The 16,213-nt window shown below is 71.6% G+C and carries 14 protein-coding genes; 12 read left to right on the plus strand and 2 right to left on the minus strand.

Features of this window, described 5'->3' with window-relative positions; all coding sequences use genetic code 11:
* Positions 1-7: 7 nt before the first annotated feature.
* A complete protein-coding gene (locus EV187_RS06640) occupies positions 8-1,672 on the minus strand; it encodes a dolichyl-phosphate-mannose--protein mannosyltransferase (protein WP_130352310.1) in 1,665 nt (554 codons plus the stop codon).
* 89 nt (positions 1,673-1,761) lie between these two features.
* Here EV187_RS06640 and rsmI point away from each other — a divergent pair, with 89 nt between their 5' ends.
* The 12 genes from rsmI (at position 1,762) to EV187_RS06700 (ending at position 14,468) form a co-directional block, all read left to right on the plus strand.
* A complete protein-coding gene (gene rsmI, locus EV187_RS06645; RefSeq protein ID WP_130352311.1) occupies positions 1,762-2,586 on the plus strand; it encodes a 16S rRNA (cytidine(1402)-2'-O)-methyltransferase in 825 nt (274 codons plus the stop codon).
* Between the two features lie 265 nt (positions 2,587-2,851).
* The gene (locus EV187_RS06650) at positions 2,852-3,958 is read left to right on the plus strand and encodes an NADP-dependent oxidoreductase (protein WP_130352312.1); all 1,107 of its coding nucleotides are present in this window, start codon (positions 2,852-2,854) and stop codon (positions 3,956-3,958) included.
* A gap of 41 nt (positions 3,959-3,999) precedes the next feature.
* A complete protein-coding gene (metG, locus tag EV187_RS06655; protein WP_130352313.1) occupies positions 4,000-5,559 on the plus strand; it encodes a methionine--tRNA ligase in 1,560 nt (519 codons plus the stop codon).
* Positions 5,560-5,575: 16 nt separating this feature from the next.
* Positions 5,576-6,484 carry a TatD family hydrolase gene (locus EV187_RS06660; protein ID WP_130352314.1) on the plus strand — a complete coding sequence of 303 codons (909 nt, stop codon included), beginning with the start codon at positions 5,576-5,578 and terminating at the stop codon, positions 6,482-6,484.
* The gene (gene rsmA / locus EV187_RS06665) at positions 6,481-7,368 is read left to right on the plus strand and encodes a 16S rRNA (adenine(1518)-N(6)/adenine(1519)-N(6))-dimethyltransferase RsmA (protein WP_130352315.1); all 888 of its coding nucleotides are present in this window, start codon (positions 6,481-6,483) and stop codon (positions 7,366-7,368) included. The genes EV187_RS06660 and rsmA overlap by 4 nt, the downstream gene beginning before the upstream one ends.
* A 63-nt stretch (positions 7,369-7,431) precedes the next feature.
* Positions 7,432-7,971, plus strand: coding sequence for a DUF4287 domain-containing protein (locus EV187_RS06670; protein WP_130352316.1), 540 nt, complete (start codon positions 7,432-7,434; stop codon positions 7,969-7,971).
* Between the two features lie 50 nt (positions 7,972-8,021).
* Complete coding sequence (locus tag EV187_RS06675; RefSeq protein WP_130352317.1) at positions 8,022-8,951, plus strand: 4-(cytidine 5'-diphospho)-2-C-methyl-D-erythritol kinase; 930 nt, start codon at positions 8,022-8,024, stop codon at positions 8,949-8,951.
* A gap of 66 nt (positions 8,952-9,017) precedes the next feature.
* Entirely contained in the window at positions 9,018-10,928 is a 1,911-nt protein-coding gene (locus EV187_RS06680; protein ID WP_130352318.1) for an ABC-F family ATP-binding cassette domain-containing protein, read from the plus strand.
* A gap of 248 nt (positions 10,929-11,176) precedes the next feature.
* Complete coding sequence (locus EV187_RS06685) at positions 11,177-12,073, plus strand: MetQ/NlpA family ABC transporter substrate-binding protein (protein WP_130352319.1); 897 nt, start codon at positions 11,177-11,179, stop codon at positions 12,071-12,073.
* Positions 12,074-12,172: 99 nt separating this feature from the next.
* Positions 12,173-13,201: a methionine ABC transporter ATP-binding protein gene (locus tag EV187_RS06690; RefSeq protein ID WP_130352320.1), complete on the plus strand. Its 1,029-nt coding sequence runs from the start codon at positions 12,173-12,175 to the stop codon at positions 13,199-13,201.
* On the plus strand, positions 13,201-13,860 hold the full coding sequence (locus EV187_RS06695) for a methionine ABC transporter permease (RefSeq protein ID WP_130352321.1): 660 nt from the start codon (positions 13,201-13,203) through the stop codon (positions 13,858-13,860). The genes EV187_RS06690 and EV187_RS06695 overlap by 1 nt, the downstream gene beginning before the upstream one ends.
* A gap of 170 nt (positions 13,861-14,030) precedes the next feature.
* Positions 14,031-14,468 (plus strand): hypothetical protein, encoded by a 438-nt coding sequence (locus EV187_RS06700; RefSeq protein ID WP_130352322.1) that lies wholly within the window; start codon positions 14,031-14,033, stop codon positions 14,466-14,468.
* 208 nt (positions 14,469-14,676) lie between these two features.
* Here the strand turns inward: EV187_RS06700 and EV187_RS06705 are convergent, their stop codons facing one another.
* On the minus strand, positions 14,677-16,065 hold the full coding sequence (locus EV187_RS06705) for an HNH endonuclease signature motif containing protein (protein WP_130352323.1): 1,389 nt from the start codon (positions 16,063-16,065) through the stop codon (positions 14,677-14,679).
* Positions 16,066-16,213 lie beyond the last annotated feature (148 nt).

Consider the following 16,213-nt stretch of genomic DNA (forward strand, 5'->3'; position numbering starts at 1 on the left):
TCGCGCATCAGGTGCCCCAGCTCGGAGTCCAGAAGTGCAGCTGTCGGAACTCGGGCGTCACCGCGACGCCCGACCAGATCGGGTAGTAGAACGCGGACACGAGCACCACGAAGCCGAGGAAGATCGCCACGACGGCGATGCCGCGCACGCGTTTCCACGTCACGTCGTCGCGGCGCCCGAGGATCAGCATGATGACCGCCGCGAGCGCGAGCATCGTGTACGGCTGGAACGCGATCGAGTAGAACTGGAAGACCGTGCGGTCGAGGTACATGAGCCACGGCAGGTAGCCGGCCGCGAGGCCGAGCAGGATGACGCCCACCTGCCACTCCCGGTACCGCACGAGCCGGTACAGCAGGTAGGCGCACGCCCCGGCGGCCGCCCACCAGATGAGCGGGTTGCCGATGCCGATGACCGATTCCCAGCAGGTCACGGCGCCGCATCCGCCGGCGCCGTCGTCGATCGCCCGGAAGTACATGTTCGTCGGCTTGAACATGATGAGCCAGGTGAGGGGACTCGACTGCGCGGGATGGGCGCCGTGCACCCCGACGTGGTAGGTGTACGCCGACTGGTGGTAGTGCCAGAGGCTCTGCAGCGCGGTCGGCACCCACGAGAACACCCCGGTCGCCTGGTTCTCCGCCGCGTCCGACCAGTGCCGGTAGTAGCCGCCGTCGGTCACGAGCCAGCCGGTCCACGACGCGAGGTACACGGCCGCGGCCACGGGCACGAGCAGCAGGAACGTGACCGGACCCTGCTTCAGCACCGCTCCGGTCAGCCAGAAGGTCACCCCCGCGCGCCGGCGTGCGAGCGCGTCGACGACGATGAGATAGATCCCGAACGCCGCGAGGAACCACACTCCCGACCACTTCACGGCGCACGCGGCGCCGAACGCGACCCCTGCGGCGACGACCCACGGCCGCGACCAGATCGCCGGCCCGTAGTGGGGCTCGCCCCCGCGCGCCCGCGCCTCGGCCAGTCGTCGCTCCAGCTCCTGTCGCGCATGATCGCGGTCGAGGAGCACGAACCAGAAGCCGAGCAGGGCGAACAGCATGATCCAGTTGTCGAGGAGCGCCACCCGCGACATCACGATCGCGTTGCCGTCCACCGCGAGGAGGAAGGCGGCGATCACGGCCACGATGGTCGACGGCCAGAGGCGGCGGGCGACCATCGCGAGCACGAACACGGCGACCGTGCCGGCCAGCGCGGTGCTCGCGCGCCACCAGAACGCGTCGCCCGCACCGAAGGCGGCCATGCCGAGCGAGATCATCCACTTGCCCAGCGGTGGATGCACGACGTACGCGGGGCTCTCCTGGAAGATCCCGGTGTCCCCGCGGGCGAAGTCCTCGTCGGCGCCCTCGGGCCAGCTCGACTCGTACCCGTTCTGCAGCAGCGTCCAGGCGTCCTTGACGTAGTAGGTCTCGTCGAAGATCAGCGCCTGCGGATGTCCGAGGTTCCAGAACCGCAGCACCGCGGCCAGGAGCGTCACCAGGATCGGGCCGCCCCAGTACCAGAGTGTGCGGCGGCGCGGTGTCGAGAGCACGCGAGCCCACCAGTCGTCGAGGCGCGTGCCGCGCGACTCGATGACGCGCTCGTCGTCGAGCTCGCGCGGGTGCCCGTCGTCGCCCGCGCCGGCCTGCGAAGCGCGCGCGTCGGCGGCGTCGGTCTCAACACCCATGCGCCCCAGCGTAATCGGGACCGATGCGGCGTCATCGCGACGGTCGCACGATCGCCGCCGCGCACGCGTGCGTGCGGGAGACTGGGGACATGATCATCCTCGCGGCGACGCCCATCGGCAATCTCGGCGACGCCTCGGTGCGACTCCGTGAGGCGCTCCAGCAGGCGGCGGTCGTCGCCTCCGAGGACACCCGGGTCACCCAGCGCCTCCTCGCGGGGCTCGGCATCGAGCACCGCCCCCGCCTCATCGCGCTGCACGAGCACAACGAGCGTCGCAAGGCCGCCGAGCTGGTGGAGCTCGCCCGCGACGCCGACCTGCTCGTGCTGAGCGACGCCGGCATGCCCACCGTCTCGGATCCGGGCTTCCCGCTCGTGCAGGCCGCGGTCGCCGCGGGCGTCGGGGTGACAGTGATCCCCGGGCCGTCGGCCGTCATCACCGCGCTGGCCGTCTCGGGCCTGCCGACCGACCGGTTCGCCTTCGAGGGCTTCCTCCCGCGCAAGGCGGGGGAGCGTGCGCGACGCCTCGGCGAGCTCGCCGGCGACCGTCGCACGCTCGTGTTCTTCGAGGGACCGTCCCGCCTCGCGGCGAGCCTCGAGGCGCTCGCCGAGGCGTTCGGCCCCGACCGGCCCGCGGCGGTCTGCCGCGAGCTCACCAAGCTGCACGAGGAGGTGCGACGCGGCGGCCTCGCCGAGCTGGCCGCCTGGGCGGCCGACGGCGTGCGCGGCGAGATCTGCATCGTCGTCGGCGGCGCCGCCGAGGAGCGCGTCGACGCCGCCCGAGCGCTCGACCGGGTGCTCGAGCTCGCGGCATCCGGAATGCGGCTGAAGGACGCGGCGGCCCTCGTCGCAGCCGAGAGCGGCCTCGGCAAGCGCGACCTGTACGAGGCGGCGCTCGCAACGCGCACCACCCGCTGAATGCCTGCTGGGGTTCTCGCTCGGCAAGCGCGACGTGTACGAGGCGGCGCTCGCAACGCGCACCACCCGCTGAAAGCCCTGCTAGGGGTTCTCGCTCGGCAAGCGCGACGTGTACGAGGCGGCGCTCGCAACACGCACTACCCGCTGAGAATTCTCACCAGGCGCAGCACGCTGAACCGCCGCTGAAGGCTCGCTGAACGTTTCCACCGCTGTCCCTCGAAGAGGGGGAGAATGGGCAGTACCGCACAACGGTGGGAGGTACGACATGACCCACGTAGTCAGGTTCTCCGAGTTCGGCGGCCCCGAGGTGCTCGAGGTCGTCGAGACGCCCACACCCGAACCGGGCGAAGGCGAGGTGCTCGTCGAGGTGTTCGCCGCAGGGCTCAACCCGGTCGAGAGCGCGGTTCGGCGTGGCGATCACCCCGAGCGCTGGCCGGTCGAGTTCCCGGCGACCCAGGGGCGCGACCTCGCGGGGCTCGTGGTCGCGACCGGCCCGGGAGTCTCGCGGTACTCGAAGGGCGACGAGGTCATGGGCTTCGTGGACCACGGCGCGCAGGCCACGCACGTGGTGGTGCCCGAGACCAACTTGCTGCCCCGCCCGCCCGCGCTCTCGTGGGAGGTGGCGGGCTCCCTCTACACCGCCGGCACGACGGCGTGGACGGCGGTCGAGGGCCTCGGCCTCGGGCCGGGCGACACGGTCGTCGTGACCGCCGCGGCCGGGGGCGTCGGATGCCTCGCGGCGCAGTTCGCGCGGATGCGCGGCGCCACCGTGGTCGGCAGCAGCGTCGAGACGCGCTTCGACTTCCTCCGCCAGTTCGGCGTGATCCCGATGGCGTACGGGCCGGGGCTGGCCGACCGGGCGCGCGCCCTCGCGCCGGGTCCGTTCACGGCGTTCCTCGACTTCCTCGGCGGACAGGCCGCAGAGGCGCGGGAGCTCGGCGTTCCCGCCTCCCGGGTGCTCACGGTGCTCGACTGGGACGCGGTCGACGAGCGCGGGGCCGTGCGCGCCTCGGCCGGCGACGTCGTCGCGCTCGGGCGCGTGGCCGCACTCGCCGCCGCCCGCCGCATCCGCCTGCCGATCGCCGACGTGTTCCCGCTCGACGCCGTGGGCGACGCCTATCGCGCCCTCGACAAGCGCGAGGCGCCCGGAAAGATCGTGCTCGGCCTCCGGCTCGTGAGCTATGCGGGCCAGCGCGTGCAGGAGCCCGAGATCAAGGAACAGGACGTGACGCTCGGCGTCCCGACTCCGCATGCCCACATGAACGTCGAGGAGGCGGTGCCCCCGGCCATCGGCGACGGCAGCGTCCGCCGGCGGCATCGCGAGGAACGCGAGGAGCGCGAGGAACGCGAGGAACGCGCCCGGGAGGCGTAACCCGGCGGTCGAGGCATCCGTGCGCCCATAGGATTGAGCGCATGGCCGACGCCTCCTCGTTCTACATCACCACGCCCATTTTCTACGTGAACGACGTGCCCCACATCGGGCACGCCTACACGGAGGTGGCCGCCGACGTGCTCGCGCGCTGGCACCGCCAGGCTGGCGACGACACCTGGATGCTCACCGGCACCGACGAGCACGGGCAGAAGATCCTGCGCACCGCCACCGCCAACGGCGTCACGCCGCAGGAGTGGGCCGACAAGCTCGTCGCCGAGGCGTGGGTCCCCCTCCTCGAGACCATCGACGTCACGAACGACGACTTCATCCGCACCACCGACGAGCGGCACGAGGTCAACGTCCAGAAGTTCCTGCAGAGGCTCTACGACGACGGCCACATCTACACCGGCGAGTACGAGGGCTACTACTGCGTCGGCTGCGAGGAGTACAAGCAGCAGTCCGAGCTCGTGCCCGGCGCGGGGGAGTACGAGGGCCAGCTCGTCTGCGCCATCCACTCCAAGCCCGTCGAGCTGCTGCACGAGAAGAACTACTTCTTCCGCATGTCGGCCTTCGCCGACAAGCTCCTGTCGCTGTACGAGGAGCGGCCCGACTTCGTGCAGCCCGAGTCGGCGCGCAACGAGGCCGTCTCGTTCGTGAAGCAGGGCCTCGCCGACCTCTCGATCTCGCGCTCCACGTTCGACTGGGGCGTGAAAGTGCCGTGGGACGAGTCGCACGTCGTCTACGTGTGGTTCGACGCGCTGCTCAACTACATCACCGCGGTCGGCTACGGCCAGGACGACGACGAGTTCGCCCGCCGCTGGCCCGCCCAGCACGTCATCGGCAAGGACATCCTGCGGTTCCACGCCGTGATCTGGCCGGCCATGCTCATGGCGGCCGGGCTCGAGGTGCCCCGCGGGGTCTTCGGCCACGGCTGGCTCCTCGTCGGTGGCGAGAAGATGTCGAAGTCGAAGCTCACCGGCATCGCACCCGAGCAGATCACCGAGACGTTCGGCTCCGACGCCTTCCGGTTCTACTTCCTGTCGGCGATCTCGTTCGGCCAGGACGGCTCGTTCTCGTGGGAGGATCTCGCGGCCCGCTACCAGGCCGAGCTCGCGAACGGGTTCGGAAACCTCGCCTCGCGCGTCATCGCCATGATCACGCGCTACTGCGACGGTGTCGTTCCGCAGGCCTCCGAGCTGTCGGCCGCCGACCACGAGATCGGCGCGATCGAACGGCGGGCGACGGATGCCGCGTGGTCGGCGATCGAACGCCTCGCGATCCAGGAGTCGATCGCCGCGTCCTGGGAGCTCGTGGACGCCCTGAACGGCTACCTGACGGTCGAGGAGCCGTGGACGCTCGCGAAGGACCCGCACCGCCGCGCGCGCCTCGAGACGGTGCTCGCCACCGCGTACCACGGGCTCGGCACGCTCGCCGTGCTGCTCTCGCCCGTGCTGCCCAAGGCGACCGCGAAGCTCTGGACGGCGCTCGGTGCGCCGGGCACCGTCGAGGAGCAGCGCATCGACCGCGCCCACGAGTGGAGCGTCGGCGAGCGCGTGGCACCGCTCGAGGCGCTCTTCCCGCGCGTCGAGGTCTCGGAGTGACGGCAGGCGGCACCGCATGACGGGGGCCTCACCCGAGCACCTGCGCACCCGCGCCGACGCCGGCCGTGCGGTCGAGTACCCGCCGCCGCCCGAGCCGCTCGCGGTGGGCGTGTACGACAACCACACGCACCTCGAGATCGCCGACGGCGCGCTGCCGATCGACGTGCACGAGCACCTCGAGCGAGCGGCATCCGTCGGCGTCGTCGGGGCCGTGCAGGTGGGCACGGATGTCGCGACGTCGCGCTGGTCGGCCGACGTCGCCGAGCGCGAGCCGCGCCTCCTCGCCGCCGTGGCGCTGCACCCCAACGAGGCGCCCGAGCTCGAAGTGTCCGGAGCCCTCGACGACGCGCTCGCCGTGATCGACGAGCTCGCCGCCCGCCCCCGGGTGCGGGCGATCGGCGAGACCGGGCTCGACTTCTACCGCACGGAGGAGGACGGCCGCGGCGCGCAGTTCCGCTCCTTCGAGGCGCACATCGACATCGCGAAGCGGCACGGCCTCGCCCTGCAGATCCACGACCGCGACGCCCACGACGAGGTGCTCGAGACGCTCCGCCGGGTCGGCGCGCCCGAGCGCACCGTGTTCCACTGCTTCTCGGGCGACCAAGGGCTCGCGCGCCTCGCCACCGATGCCGGGTGGTACCTCTCGTTCGCGGGCAACGTGACGTTCAAGAACGCCGAGAACCTGCGCGACGCGCTGCGGGTCGCTCCCCGCGACCGCATCCTCGTCGAGACGGATGCCCCGTACCTCACGCCCGTCCCGCTCCGCGGCCGGCCGAACGCCCCGTACCTGGTGCCGCACACCATGCGATTCATGGCCGAGATGCTCGGCGCCGACCTCGACGAGTTGTGCGAACAGGTCGCGTCGAACACGCGAGCGGTGTACGGACCGTGGCATGATGAGCCCGTGCGGGGGGCGACGGGGTGAACGCGCATCGGCATGCCGCCGAGGGCACCGAGAGCGCGCCGCGCCTGCTCGGACCCGCGGAGATCCGCGACCTCGCGGGGCTCCTCGACGTGACGCCCACGAAGAAGCTCGGCCAGAACTTCGTGCACGACGGCAACACCGTGCGCCGCATCGTGCAGGTGGCCGGGGTGCAGCGCGGCGAGACGGTGCTCGAGATCGGGCCGGGGCTCGGCTCGCTCACGCTCGGGCTGCTCGAGGCCGGGGCATCCGTCATCGCGGTCGAGATCGACCGGCGCCTGGCCGAGCAGCTGCCGCACACCGTGCGCCTGATGCAGCCCGGCACGTCGCTCACGGTCGTGGCCGACGACGCGCTGCGCGTCACCGAGCTGCCCGGCGAGCCCGTCCGCCTCGTCGCGAACCTGCCCTACAACGTGTCCGTGCCCGTGCTGCTGCACCTGCTCGAGCACTTCCCGTCGCTCACGTCGGGCATCGTCATGGTGCAGGCCGAGGTCGGGCACCGGCTCGCGGCCGAGCCGGGATCCAAGGTCTACGGCGGGCCGAGCGTCAAGGCCGCCTGGTACGGCACGTGGCGCACCGCCGGGCAGGTCTCGCGCATGGTGTTCTGGCCCGTTCCGAACGTGGACTCGGTGCTGGTCGGCTTCGAGCGGGGCGACGAGCCCGGCACCGAGGAGGAGCGTCGCGCGACGTTCGCGCTCGTCGACGCCGCGTTCCAGCAGCGCCGCAAGATGCTGCGCCAGGCGCTGTCGGGCGTCCTCGGCGGGTCGGCGGCATCGGCGGCGCAGGCGCTCGAGCGCGCGGGCATCGATCCGCAGGCCCGCGGCGAGCAGCTGCGCGTCGAGGACTTCCTCGCCATCGCGCGGGCGTCGCAGCCCTCGCTGGCCTGACCTGCGCCGACACCCGTTCGCGACGCCTTCCGCGGCCTGCCGCCGCGCACTAGCGTGGGAGGCATGAGCACGTCGGTGGGAAGCAGCGCCGAGGGCGTCGGCGACGACGCGGTGCGCGAGGCCACGGGCAGGGAGCGCGCCGAGTGGTTCGCCCTCCTCGACGAGGCCGGCGCCGCAACCTGGACGCACCAGGCCATCGCGCGCTGGCTCGTCGCCGAGCACGGGGTCGACGGCTGGTGGGCGCAGGGCATCACGGTCGCCTTCGAGCAGTCCCGCGGCATCCGCCGGCCCGGCCAGCGGCAGGACGGCACGTACGAGGCGAGCGTCAGTCGCACGGTCGGGCTCGACACCGCCGCCGCGCTGCGAGCGCTCGCCGCGATCGTGACGGTGCGGCTCGACGTCGACCCGCTCGCGCTCAACCTCACGGCGAAGCATCCGACGGCCCGGTTCCCGCTCGAGGGGGGCGAGTACGTGCTCGCCACGGTGAGCCCCCTCGACGACGGGCGTTCGTCGGTCGGACTGACGTGGGGGCGCATGCCCGACGGGTCGCGGCTGGCCGAGGTCAAGGCGCGAATGCGCGAGTGGTTGCAGGCGGTCGGCTGACCGGGCGCGACTGACCGGGTTCGACCGGGGCCGTGGGATAGCGTGGAAGCATGACGATCGCGGCGACGGACGAGGCAGTGCACGTTCGGGCGCCCGGCAAGGTCAACCTCTTCATGCGCGTCGGCGAGGTGCAGTCCGACGGGTACCACGACGTCGCCACGGCGTACCAGGCGGTGTCACTCTATGAGGACGTGCGGGCCTGGCCCGACGACGAGTTCAGCGTCACGTTCGGCGGCAGCATCGACACGTCCGGCCTGCCGACGGATGCCTCGAACCTCGCCGTTCGCGCCGCGAAGCTGCTCGCACGCACCGCCGGGGTGCCCGGCGGCGTGCACCTCGAGATCGAGAAGCACGTGCCCATCGCGGGCGGCATGGGCGGCGGATCGGCCGATGCCGCGGCGACGCTCGTCGCCTGCGACGCGATGTGGGGCACGGCGCTCTCGAAGGAGGAGCTGCACGCGCTCGCCGCGAAGCTCGGCGCGGACGTGCCGTTCGCCCTGTCGGGCGGCACCGCGATCGGCACCGGACGCGGCGACCGGCTCAACCCCGCCCTCGCGACGGGTTCGTTCCACTGGGTGCTCGCCGTCGCCGAGTTCGGCCTCTCGACGCCGGGCGTCTACCGCGAGCTCGACCGCCGCCGCAGGGAGGGCCCCCGCCTCGCAGCCGTCGAGGCGACGCCGACCGTCGACACCTCCGTGCTGCAGGCGCTGCGCGCCGGCGACCCGCGCCTGCTCGCCGACGCGCTGCACAACGATCTCCAAGCCGCGGCACTGGGCCTCGCTCCCGGACTCGGGGGGATCCTCGAGCTCGGCGAGTCGCACGGCGCGCTCGCGGGCCTCGTCTCGGGATCTGGGCCGACCGTGGCCTTCCTCGCCGAGGACGCGGACTCCGCGCTCGAGCTGCAGATCGCCCTGTCCGCGGCGCGACTCAACGTGGTGCACGTGCACGGTCCGGTGCACGGCGCACGCATCATGCACTGACGCCGGGCGATCTGCACTGGCACCGGGAGATGCACCCGACGGGCGGCAAGTAGGGTTGAGCCAGACATGGCACACCTCCTCGGCGCCGAGCGCCTGCACCTCGAGTTCCCGACGCGCACCGTCTTCGACGAGGTCACCCTCGGCGTGGACGAGGGCGACCGCATCGGCGTCGTCGGCCGCAACGGCGACGGCAAGTCCACGCTGCTGAAGCTGCTCGCCGCCCGGATCGAGCCCGACGCAGGCCGGGTGACGCGTCGCCGCGGCATCCGCATCGGCATGCTCGACCAGGCCGACGTGGTGGATCCGGGCATGACGGTCGCCGAGGCGGTCGTCGGCGGCATCGATGAGCACGTGTGGGCCGGCGACGCGCGGGTGCGCGACGTCATCGGCGGCCTGCTCGCGGACGTCCCGTGGCACACGCAGGTCGCCAGCCTCTCGGGCGGCCAGCGCCGACGCGTCGGCCTCGCCGCCCTCCTCGTCGGCGACTGGGACGTCGTCTTCCTCGACGAGCCCACCAACCACCTCGACGTCGAGGGCATCGCGTGGCTCGCCCGGCACCTGAAGGGCCGATGGGCGACGGATGCCGGTGCGCTCGTCGTCGTGACGCACGACCGCTGGTTCCTCGACGAGGTGTGCACCGACACGTGGGAGGTGCACGACGGCGTCGTCGAGCCGTTCGAGGGCGGGTACGCCGCCTACGTGCTGCAGCGCGTGGAGCGCGACCGCATGGCCGCGGCGTCCGAGGCCAAGCGGCAGAACCTCATGCGCAAGGAGCTCGCGTGGCTGCGCCGCGGTGCGCCGGCGCGAACCAGCAAGCCGAAGTTCCGCATCGACGCGGCCAACCAGCTCATCGAGAACGAGCCGCCCGTGCGCAACCCCGTGGAGCTCAACCGGCTCGCGGTGTCGCGGCTCGGCAAGGACGTCGTCGACCTGCTCGACGTGTCGGTGGTGTACCCAGTGGCGGATGCCGCGCCGGGCGCCCCGACGACGAAGACCGTGCTGCACGAGCTCGAGTGGCGCATCGCGCCGGGGGAGCGCACCGGCATCCTCGGCGTCAACGGCGCCGGCAAGTCCACCCTGCTCGGGCTCGTGACGGGTGCCGTGCAGCCCACCACCGGGCGCGTGAAGCGCGGCAAGACGGTGAAGATCGCCACCCTGAGCCAGGAGCTCGCCGAGCTCGCCGAGTGGGCCGACCAGCGCGTGAGCGCCGTCATCGCCGAGCAGCGCACCGCGTACAGGGTCGGCGAGGGCTCGAAGGCGGTCGAACTCACGCCCGGCCAGCTGCTCGAGCGCCTGGGCTTCACGAACGCGCAGCTGTCCACGCCGGTGAGGAACCTGTCGGGCGGCCAGAAGCGCCGCCTCCAGCTGCTGCTCATCCTGCTGAGCGAGCCGAACGTGCTCATCCTCGACGAGCCCACGAACGACCTCGACACCGACATGCTCGCCGCCATCGAGGACCTCCTCGACTCGTGGCCCGGCACCCTGCTCGTGGTGAGCCACGACCGCTACCTCGTCGAGCGGGTCACCGACCGGCAGTTCGCGATCCTCGACGGGCACCTCCGCGACCTGCCGCGGGGTGTCGACCAGTACCTCGAGCTGCGCAGGCAGCAGGCGGATGCCCCGGGGGGCGCGGCCGCGGCCGAGGCGTCGCGCCCGATCGCGGCGGGCGGTTCCGCGCCGCCGGCGGCGACGGTGGGCGGGGCAGAGGGCGCGTCGATGGGCGGCGAGGGCGCCGCGGCATCCGCTGCCCTCACCGGTGCGGATCGCCGTGCCGCGGAGAAGGAGCGCTCGTCGATCGATCGCCGGCTCGAGAAGCTGCAGGCGCAGATCGCCGAGCAGCACGAGAAGCTCGCGCGGCACGACCAGGGCGACTACGTCGGGCTCGGACGCCTCGGCGACGAACTGGGCGGGCTCGAGGCATCCGTCGCCGAGCTCGAGACCCGCTGGCTCGAGGTGTCGGAGGCGCTCGAGGGCTGACGGGCGTTCGCATGGTGTTCGTCGCGGATCGCGTCGAAACATCCGTCATGATCGAGCAATCTGCTCGAAGGAACTGTGACGGGTTGTGACCTGTGCGCGATCGGAGCGAAGATCCTTCGCCTAGCGTGGAGGTGCGCCCGCGTTCGCGGCATCGACGCCCCCACCGAGACGAACCGTGGCGGAGCCATGCCTGCTCCATGCCATCAGCACCTGATCGCGGCGCGCCCACACGAAAGGGAATGCACCGCATGTCACGCACCACCACCAAGCTCCTCGCCGCCCTCGCGACCGTGCCGCTCCTCGCGGGCCTGGCGGCCTGCGCCGCACCCGCCGCCGGCGAGACCGCGGGCGACGACGTCGTGAAGATCGGCGTCGTCGGCAAGAGCGACCCGCAGTGGGCCGCGTTCGAGGAGGCCGCCGCCGAGGCGGGCATCACGATCGAGCTCGTCGACTTCGCCGACTACGCGCAGCCGAACCCCGCCACGACCGAGGGCGAGCTCGACCTCAACCAGTTCCAGCACATCGTCTACCTGGCCGACTACAACGTGTCGGCGGGCGAGGACCTCGTGCCGATCGGCGCCACCGCGATCTACCCGCTCGGCCTCTACTCGACGAAGTACGACTCGGTGGAGGACATCCCCGCCGGCGAGACCGTCGCCGTGCCCAACGACGCGTCGAACCAGGCCCGCGCGCTGCTCGTGCTGCAGTCGGCCGGTCTCATCGAGCTGAAGAGCGGCGGCACGATCTTCTCCGACCTCGCCGACATCGACGAGTCGAAGTCCACGGTGAGGGTCACCGCGCTCGAGGCGTCCCTCACGCCGACGTCGCTGCCCGACGTCGCCGCCGCGGTCATCAACAACGACTTCGTCGAGGACGCGGGTCTCAGCTTCGAGGACGCCATCGCCCAGGATGACCCGACCGACCCCAACGCGCTGCCGTACGTGAACATCTTCGCCTCGCGCGCCGAGGACGAGGACGACGCGACGTACCTGAAGCTCGTCGAGATCTTCCAGACCGATCCCGAGGTGCAGGCCGGCCTCATCGAGGCGTCGGGCGGCACGGCCGTGCCGGTCACGACCCCCGTCGAGGACCTCCAGGACTCACTCGCCACGGTCGAGGCCGACACGAAGGCCGCGAAGGGCTGACGCCCGCGATCGATCCGACACCTCGATTGCGACGCGAGCGGGTGGTGGGCGCCGAACCGCGGCCCGCCACCCGCCTCGGCGTTCCGGAAGGAGCATCCCATGGCCCTCGTGAGCCTCACCAACGTCACCAAGACCTACCCCGCGGCCGAGCGCGGCGGAGCGCCGGTGGTCGCCGTGGACGACGTCAGCCTCGACATCGAGCCCGGCGACGTCTACGGGATCATCGGCTACTCGGGCGCAGGCAAGTCCACGCTCGTCCGCCTGGTGAACGCACTCGAGCCCGCTACGTCGGGTCGCATCACGGTCGACGGCCGCGACCTCACCGAGATGCCCGAGCGCGAGCTCCGGGGCATCCGGCTCGGCATCGGCATGATCTTCCAGCAGTTCAACCTGTTCGGGTCGAAGACCGTGTGGGACAACATCGCCTACCCGCTGCGGGTCGCGGGCGCGTCGAGGGCGGAGATCGCCGCTCGCGTGGCCGAGCTGCTCGAGTTCGTGGGCCTCGCCGACAAGGCGCGCAACTTCCCCGACCAGCTGTCGGGTGGGCAGAAGCAGCGCGTCGGCATCGCCCGTGCGCTCGCCACCTCGCCGCGGCTGCTGCTCGCCGACGAGGCGACGAGCGCGCTCGATCCGGAGACGACGCAGGAGGTGCTCGCGCTGCTGAAGCGCGTGAACCGGGAGTTCGGCGTCACCATCATCGTGATCACCCACGAGATGGACGTGATCCAGTCGATCGCGACGAAGGTCGCGGTGATGGACGGCGGCCGCGTGATCGAGCACGGCGACGTGTTCGAGGTGTTCTCGAGCCCGCGGAACCCGTCGTCGCAGCGCTTCGTCGCGACGGTCGTGAAGGGCATCCCGTCGCCGGCCGAGCTCGCCGTGCTGCGTGAGCGGCACCAGGGCCGCATCGTCACCATCTCGTTCCGCGACGGCGACGTGTCGCAGGCGTCGGTGTTCCTCGAGCTCGCCGCGGCTGGGCTCGAGTTCGAGCTGGTGTACGGCGGCATCAACGACATCCAGGGTCGTGCCTTCGGGCACCTCACCCTCGCGATCCGAGGCGCGGATGCCGCGATCGACGCGGCCCTCTCGCGCATCGCGTCGCGCGTCGACGTGACGGAGGTGGACTGATGGATCGCCTGTTCGAACTGCAGGGCGAGTTCTGGGTCGCCGCCGTCGAGACGCTGTACATGGTGGCGCTCACCCTCCTCATCGGCGGGTTCGCCGGGCTCGTGCTCGGCACCGTGCTCTACACGACCCGGCCCGGCAGCCTGCTGTCGAACCGGGGCGTCTACAACGTGGTGAACGTCGTCATCAACTTCTTCCGGCCGATCCCGTTCATCATCTTCATCGCCGCGGTGCAGCCGCTGTCGCGACTCGTGATCGGCACCGGCATCGGCAACAACGCGCTCATCTTCGCGCTCTCGCTCGCGGCCTCCTTCGCGATCGCGCGCATCGTGGAGCAGAACCTGCTCACGGTCTCGCCTGGGGTGATCGAGGCGGCGCGGTCGATGGGCGCGGGGCCGCTCCGCATCCTGCTCACGATCGTGATCCCCGAGGCGCTGGGACCGTTGATCCTCGGGTACACGTTCGTGCTCGTCGCGATCGTCGACATGACCGCCGTGGCGGGACTCGTCGGCGGCGGCGGGTTGGGCACGTTCGCGCAGGTGTACGGCTACCGCCAGTTCGAGCCGGTCATCACGTGGGCGGCGGTGCTCCTCATCGTCGCGTTCGTGCAGGGAGTGCAGTTCTTCGGCAATTGGCTCGCGCGGAAGGTGCTTCGGCGGTAGGTGCGCCGGAGCGCGCTGGTGCGGGTGCGCCGGGCGCCTGTGGTGCTCGTGGCGCTCGTGGTCGCCGACGCGCTCGGAGTCGTCCTCCACACGCGCGCCACGTGGCGGCACCATCCACCTCGCGGTCGACGGATGACCGCGAGGCAGTCGGGCTGGGCAGGCTACGCGACATGACTCGACTCGATGCGAACGACGCGACGCGCGTGCCCATCTCGACCGACGACGACATCCGGCAGCGCGTCGCCGACCTGTTGCAGCGCGCGATCCGGCGGCAATGGTGGACGCTGTACCTCGACGAGAACGATGTGCAGCGCCCGGTGCTCATGCCGATGGCCCGATACCCGGAACATCCTCACGAACCGTGCGGCGACGACGGCACGGCGGCCGAGGTCATGGCGAACCAGCTCGAGAACATCGTCACCGGGATCGGTGCCGCGAAGGTGATCTTCGTCTGGGAGCGCCCGGGAACCGACGAGCTCACCGAGGCCGACCGGATGTGGGCCGGCGCGCTCGGGGCGGCCTGTCGCTCAGCCGCGATTGCGGTGAGGGCGCAGCTCCTTCTGCACGACCGCGGCGTGCGCTGGATCGCCCTCGACGACGCCGTCTGAGCCGCCAGCTGCGCGCCCCAGACGTGTTGGCGGCTGCGCGGCGGGAGCTCGGCGAGCGGCCACCCGTGAACGGCATCTCCTGTGCGGCAATTGCATGGGGCGGCGACTCGCGAATGGCGACTTCATGGCCGGCGACTCGCCAGCGGCGACAGTGAAGAGACCGTGCCCGACGTATCCGCCGGACATCCCACGCGCCCAGCGCGACACGTCAGAACGGCGGGGCGTTGGGTGGAGCTGGATGAGGGCCCGCGGGTCCGGCCCGGTCGGGTGGGATCGAACGAGTCTGACTCGGCGCAGGACGCGCGGCAATGCGTAAGGACGGCTCGGTGACGTGTCGGCGACCAGCCGGAGAGCGCCACTCGAGCCTTCCGTGTTCGAGATGTCGAACTGACCAGGACGTCTCGTGCTTCAGGTGGGGGTGTTGCGGGCAGAGGTGCGCCAGGTTGTCGAACGCGGTGCGTCCGTCGGCCGACCAGTCGGCTGAGTGGTCGACGTCGCAACGCGCCGCCCGGCGGTTGCACCCGGGGAAACGGCAGGTCTCGTCGCGCACACGCAGCCACCGCACGAGGTCGGCCGGCGGGCGGTAGGTGGTGCGATCCACGTCGAGCACCGTGCCTGAGACCGGGTGGGTGAGCAGGCGAGTGAACGACGGGGCATGTGCCGCGAGGCGGCGGGCGGTGTCGGGATCGATCGGGCCGTACCCGTCGAGCTCGCCCGGTGCGTCGTCGACCCCCAGCAGGGTGAGCACCGGCACCGTCACGTGCACCGTCGGGCGAATCGTGGCCGCGGCGACGTGGAACGCCTCACCGAGCGGCGGCACCCCGTGCAGCAGGAGATCGCGCGCGATGTCGGCCCTGAGCTGGTCGGGTGTGCGGGCATCCGTCGCGGGGTCGCCCGCATCGGCCGCCTGGTCATCGGCGACCCGATCGAGCCGGTTCCGGATCAGGAGCGCGTCACTCGCTGCGACGTGCAGGTGCAGCCACGCCATGCCGTCTCGCGCCGGATCGAGCTCGAGACGACGCTCTGCGCGGGCGCGTTCGTGGCGCTGGGCGATCGTGTCGGCCTGTGCCTGCTCGCGGAGCCGTCGCGCGATGCGTCGCAGGCGGGCGGCAGTGGTCGTCGCCGCTCGGCTCGACAACTCGAGGTCGAGGCGCGCTCGCACGTCTGCATCTTCGAGGCCGGCCGTCTCATCGATGATCACTCGTACATGGGTCTCGTCGAGCGCACCGGCACGGAATGCGGCGAGCGTGGCCGGGAGCACGGTCGCGAGCGTCCATGCCTCGGATACCAGACGATTCATCGTGCGCTCGGGCAGTCTCAGCGCGGTGGCGAGCTCGGCGACCACGGCCCGTCGGGCGAGATCCCGACGACGCGTCGGGGAGAGCGTCGGCGAGGTGAACGCCTCGGCGCTGCGCACGGCGTAATCGATTGCGAGGTTGATGAGGTCGACCCGCATCGCCGCATGCATCGCCTCGAGCCGCCGAGTCTGCGCCGCCGCGTCGATGAGCTCGGAGAGACCACCCTGCGCGATCGCGTATGGCGAGGAATCGCGTGCGCCGGCGACGATCGCTGGTGACTGGACCGTCGCGGATGGCATGTCCTCATTCTACCGGGATTCGAACGTATGTTCGATGGGTGTGGAGAACTCCCTGCTCGGAGCGCCGCGTCCAAATGGCACACGGCGCAGATGAGGGCCCGCTGCGGGCGGGAGATCGGTCACGGGCCCCGCGGGCGGCTGGGCAGGC

The sequence above is a fragment of the Agromyces ramosus genome, assembly GCF_004216665.1.
GTDB lineage: Bacteria > Actinomycetota > Actinomycetes > Actinomycetales > Microbacteriaceae > Agromyces > Agromyces ramosus.

What these genes read in the sequence shown, in the direction of transcription:
- EV187_RS06640 (WP_130352310.1), bottom strand. Translation starts at nt 1,672, where the DNA reads ATGGGTGTTGAGACCGACGCCGCCGACGCGCGCGCTTCGCAGGCCGGC.
- rsmI (WP_130352311.1), top strand. Translation starts at nt 1,762, where the DNA reads ATGATCATCCTCGCGGCGACGCCCATCGGCAATCTCGGCGACGCCTCG.
- EV187_RS06650 (WP_130352312.1), top strand. Translation starts at nt 2,852, where the DNA reads ATGACCCACGTAGTCAGGTTCTCCGAGTTCGGCGGCCCCGAGGTGCTC.
- metG (WP_130352313.1), top strand. Translation starts at nt 4,000, where the DNA reads ATGGCCGACGCCTCCTCGTTCTACATCACCACGCCCATTTTCTACGTG.
- EV187_RS06660 (WP_130352314.1), top strand. Translation starts at nt 5,576, where the DNA reads ATGACGGGGGCCTCACCCGAGCACCTGCGCACCCGCGCCGACGCCGGC.
- EV187_RS06670 (WP_130352316.1), top strand. Translation starts at nt 7,432, where the DNA reads ATGAGCACGTCGGTGGGAAGCAGCGCCGAGGGCGTCGGCGACGACGCG.
- EV187_RS06675 (WP_130352317.1), top strand. Translation starts at nt 8,022, where the DNA reads ATGACGATCGCGGCGACGGACGAGGCAGTGCACGTTCGGGCGCCCGGC.
- EV187_RS06680 (WP_130352318.1), top strand. Translation starts at nt 9,018, where the DNA reads ATGGCACACCTCCTCGGCGCCGAGCGCCTGCACCTCGAGTTCCCGACG.
- EV187_RS06685 (WP_130352319.1), top strand. Translation starts at nt 11,177, where the DNA reads ATGTCACGCACCACCACCAAGCTCCTCGCCGCCCTCGCGACCGTGCCG.
- EV187_RS06690 (WP_130352320.1), top strand. Translation starts at nt 12,173, where the DNA reads ATGGCCCTCGTGAGCCTCACCAACGTCACCAAGACCTACCCCGCGGCC.
- EV187_RS06695 (WP_130352321.1), top strand. Translation starts at nt 13,201, where the DNA reads ATGGATCGCCTGTTCGAACTGCAGGGCGAGTTCTGGGTCGCCGCCGTC.
- EV187_RS06700 (WP_130352322.1), top strand. Translation starts at nt 14,031, where the DNA reads ATGACTCGACTCGATGCGAACGACGCGACGCGCGTGCCCATCTCGACC.
- EV187_RS06705 (WP_130352323.1), bottom strand. Translation starts at nt 16,065, where the DNA reads ATGCCATCCGCGACGGTCCAGTCACCAGCGATCGTCGCCGGCGCACGC.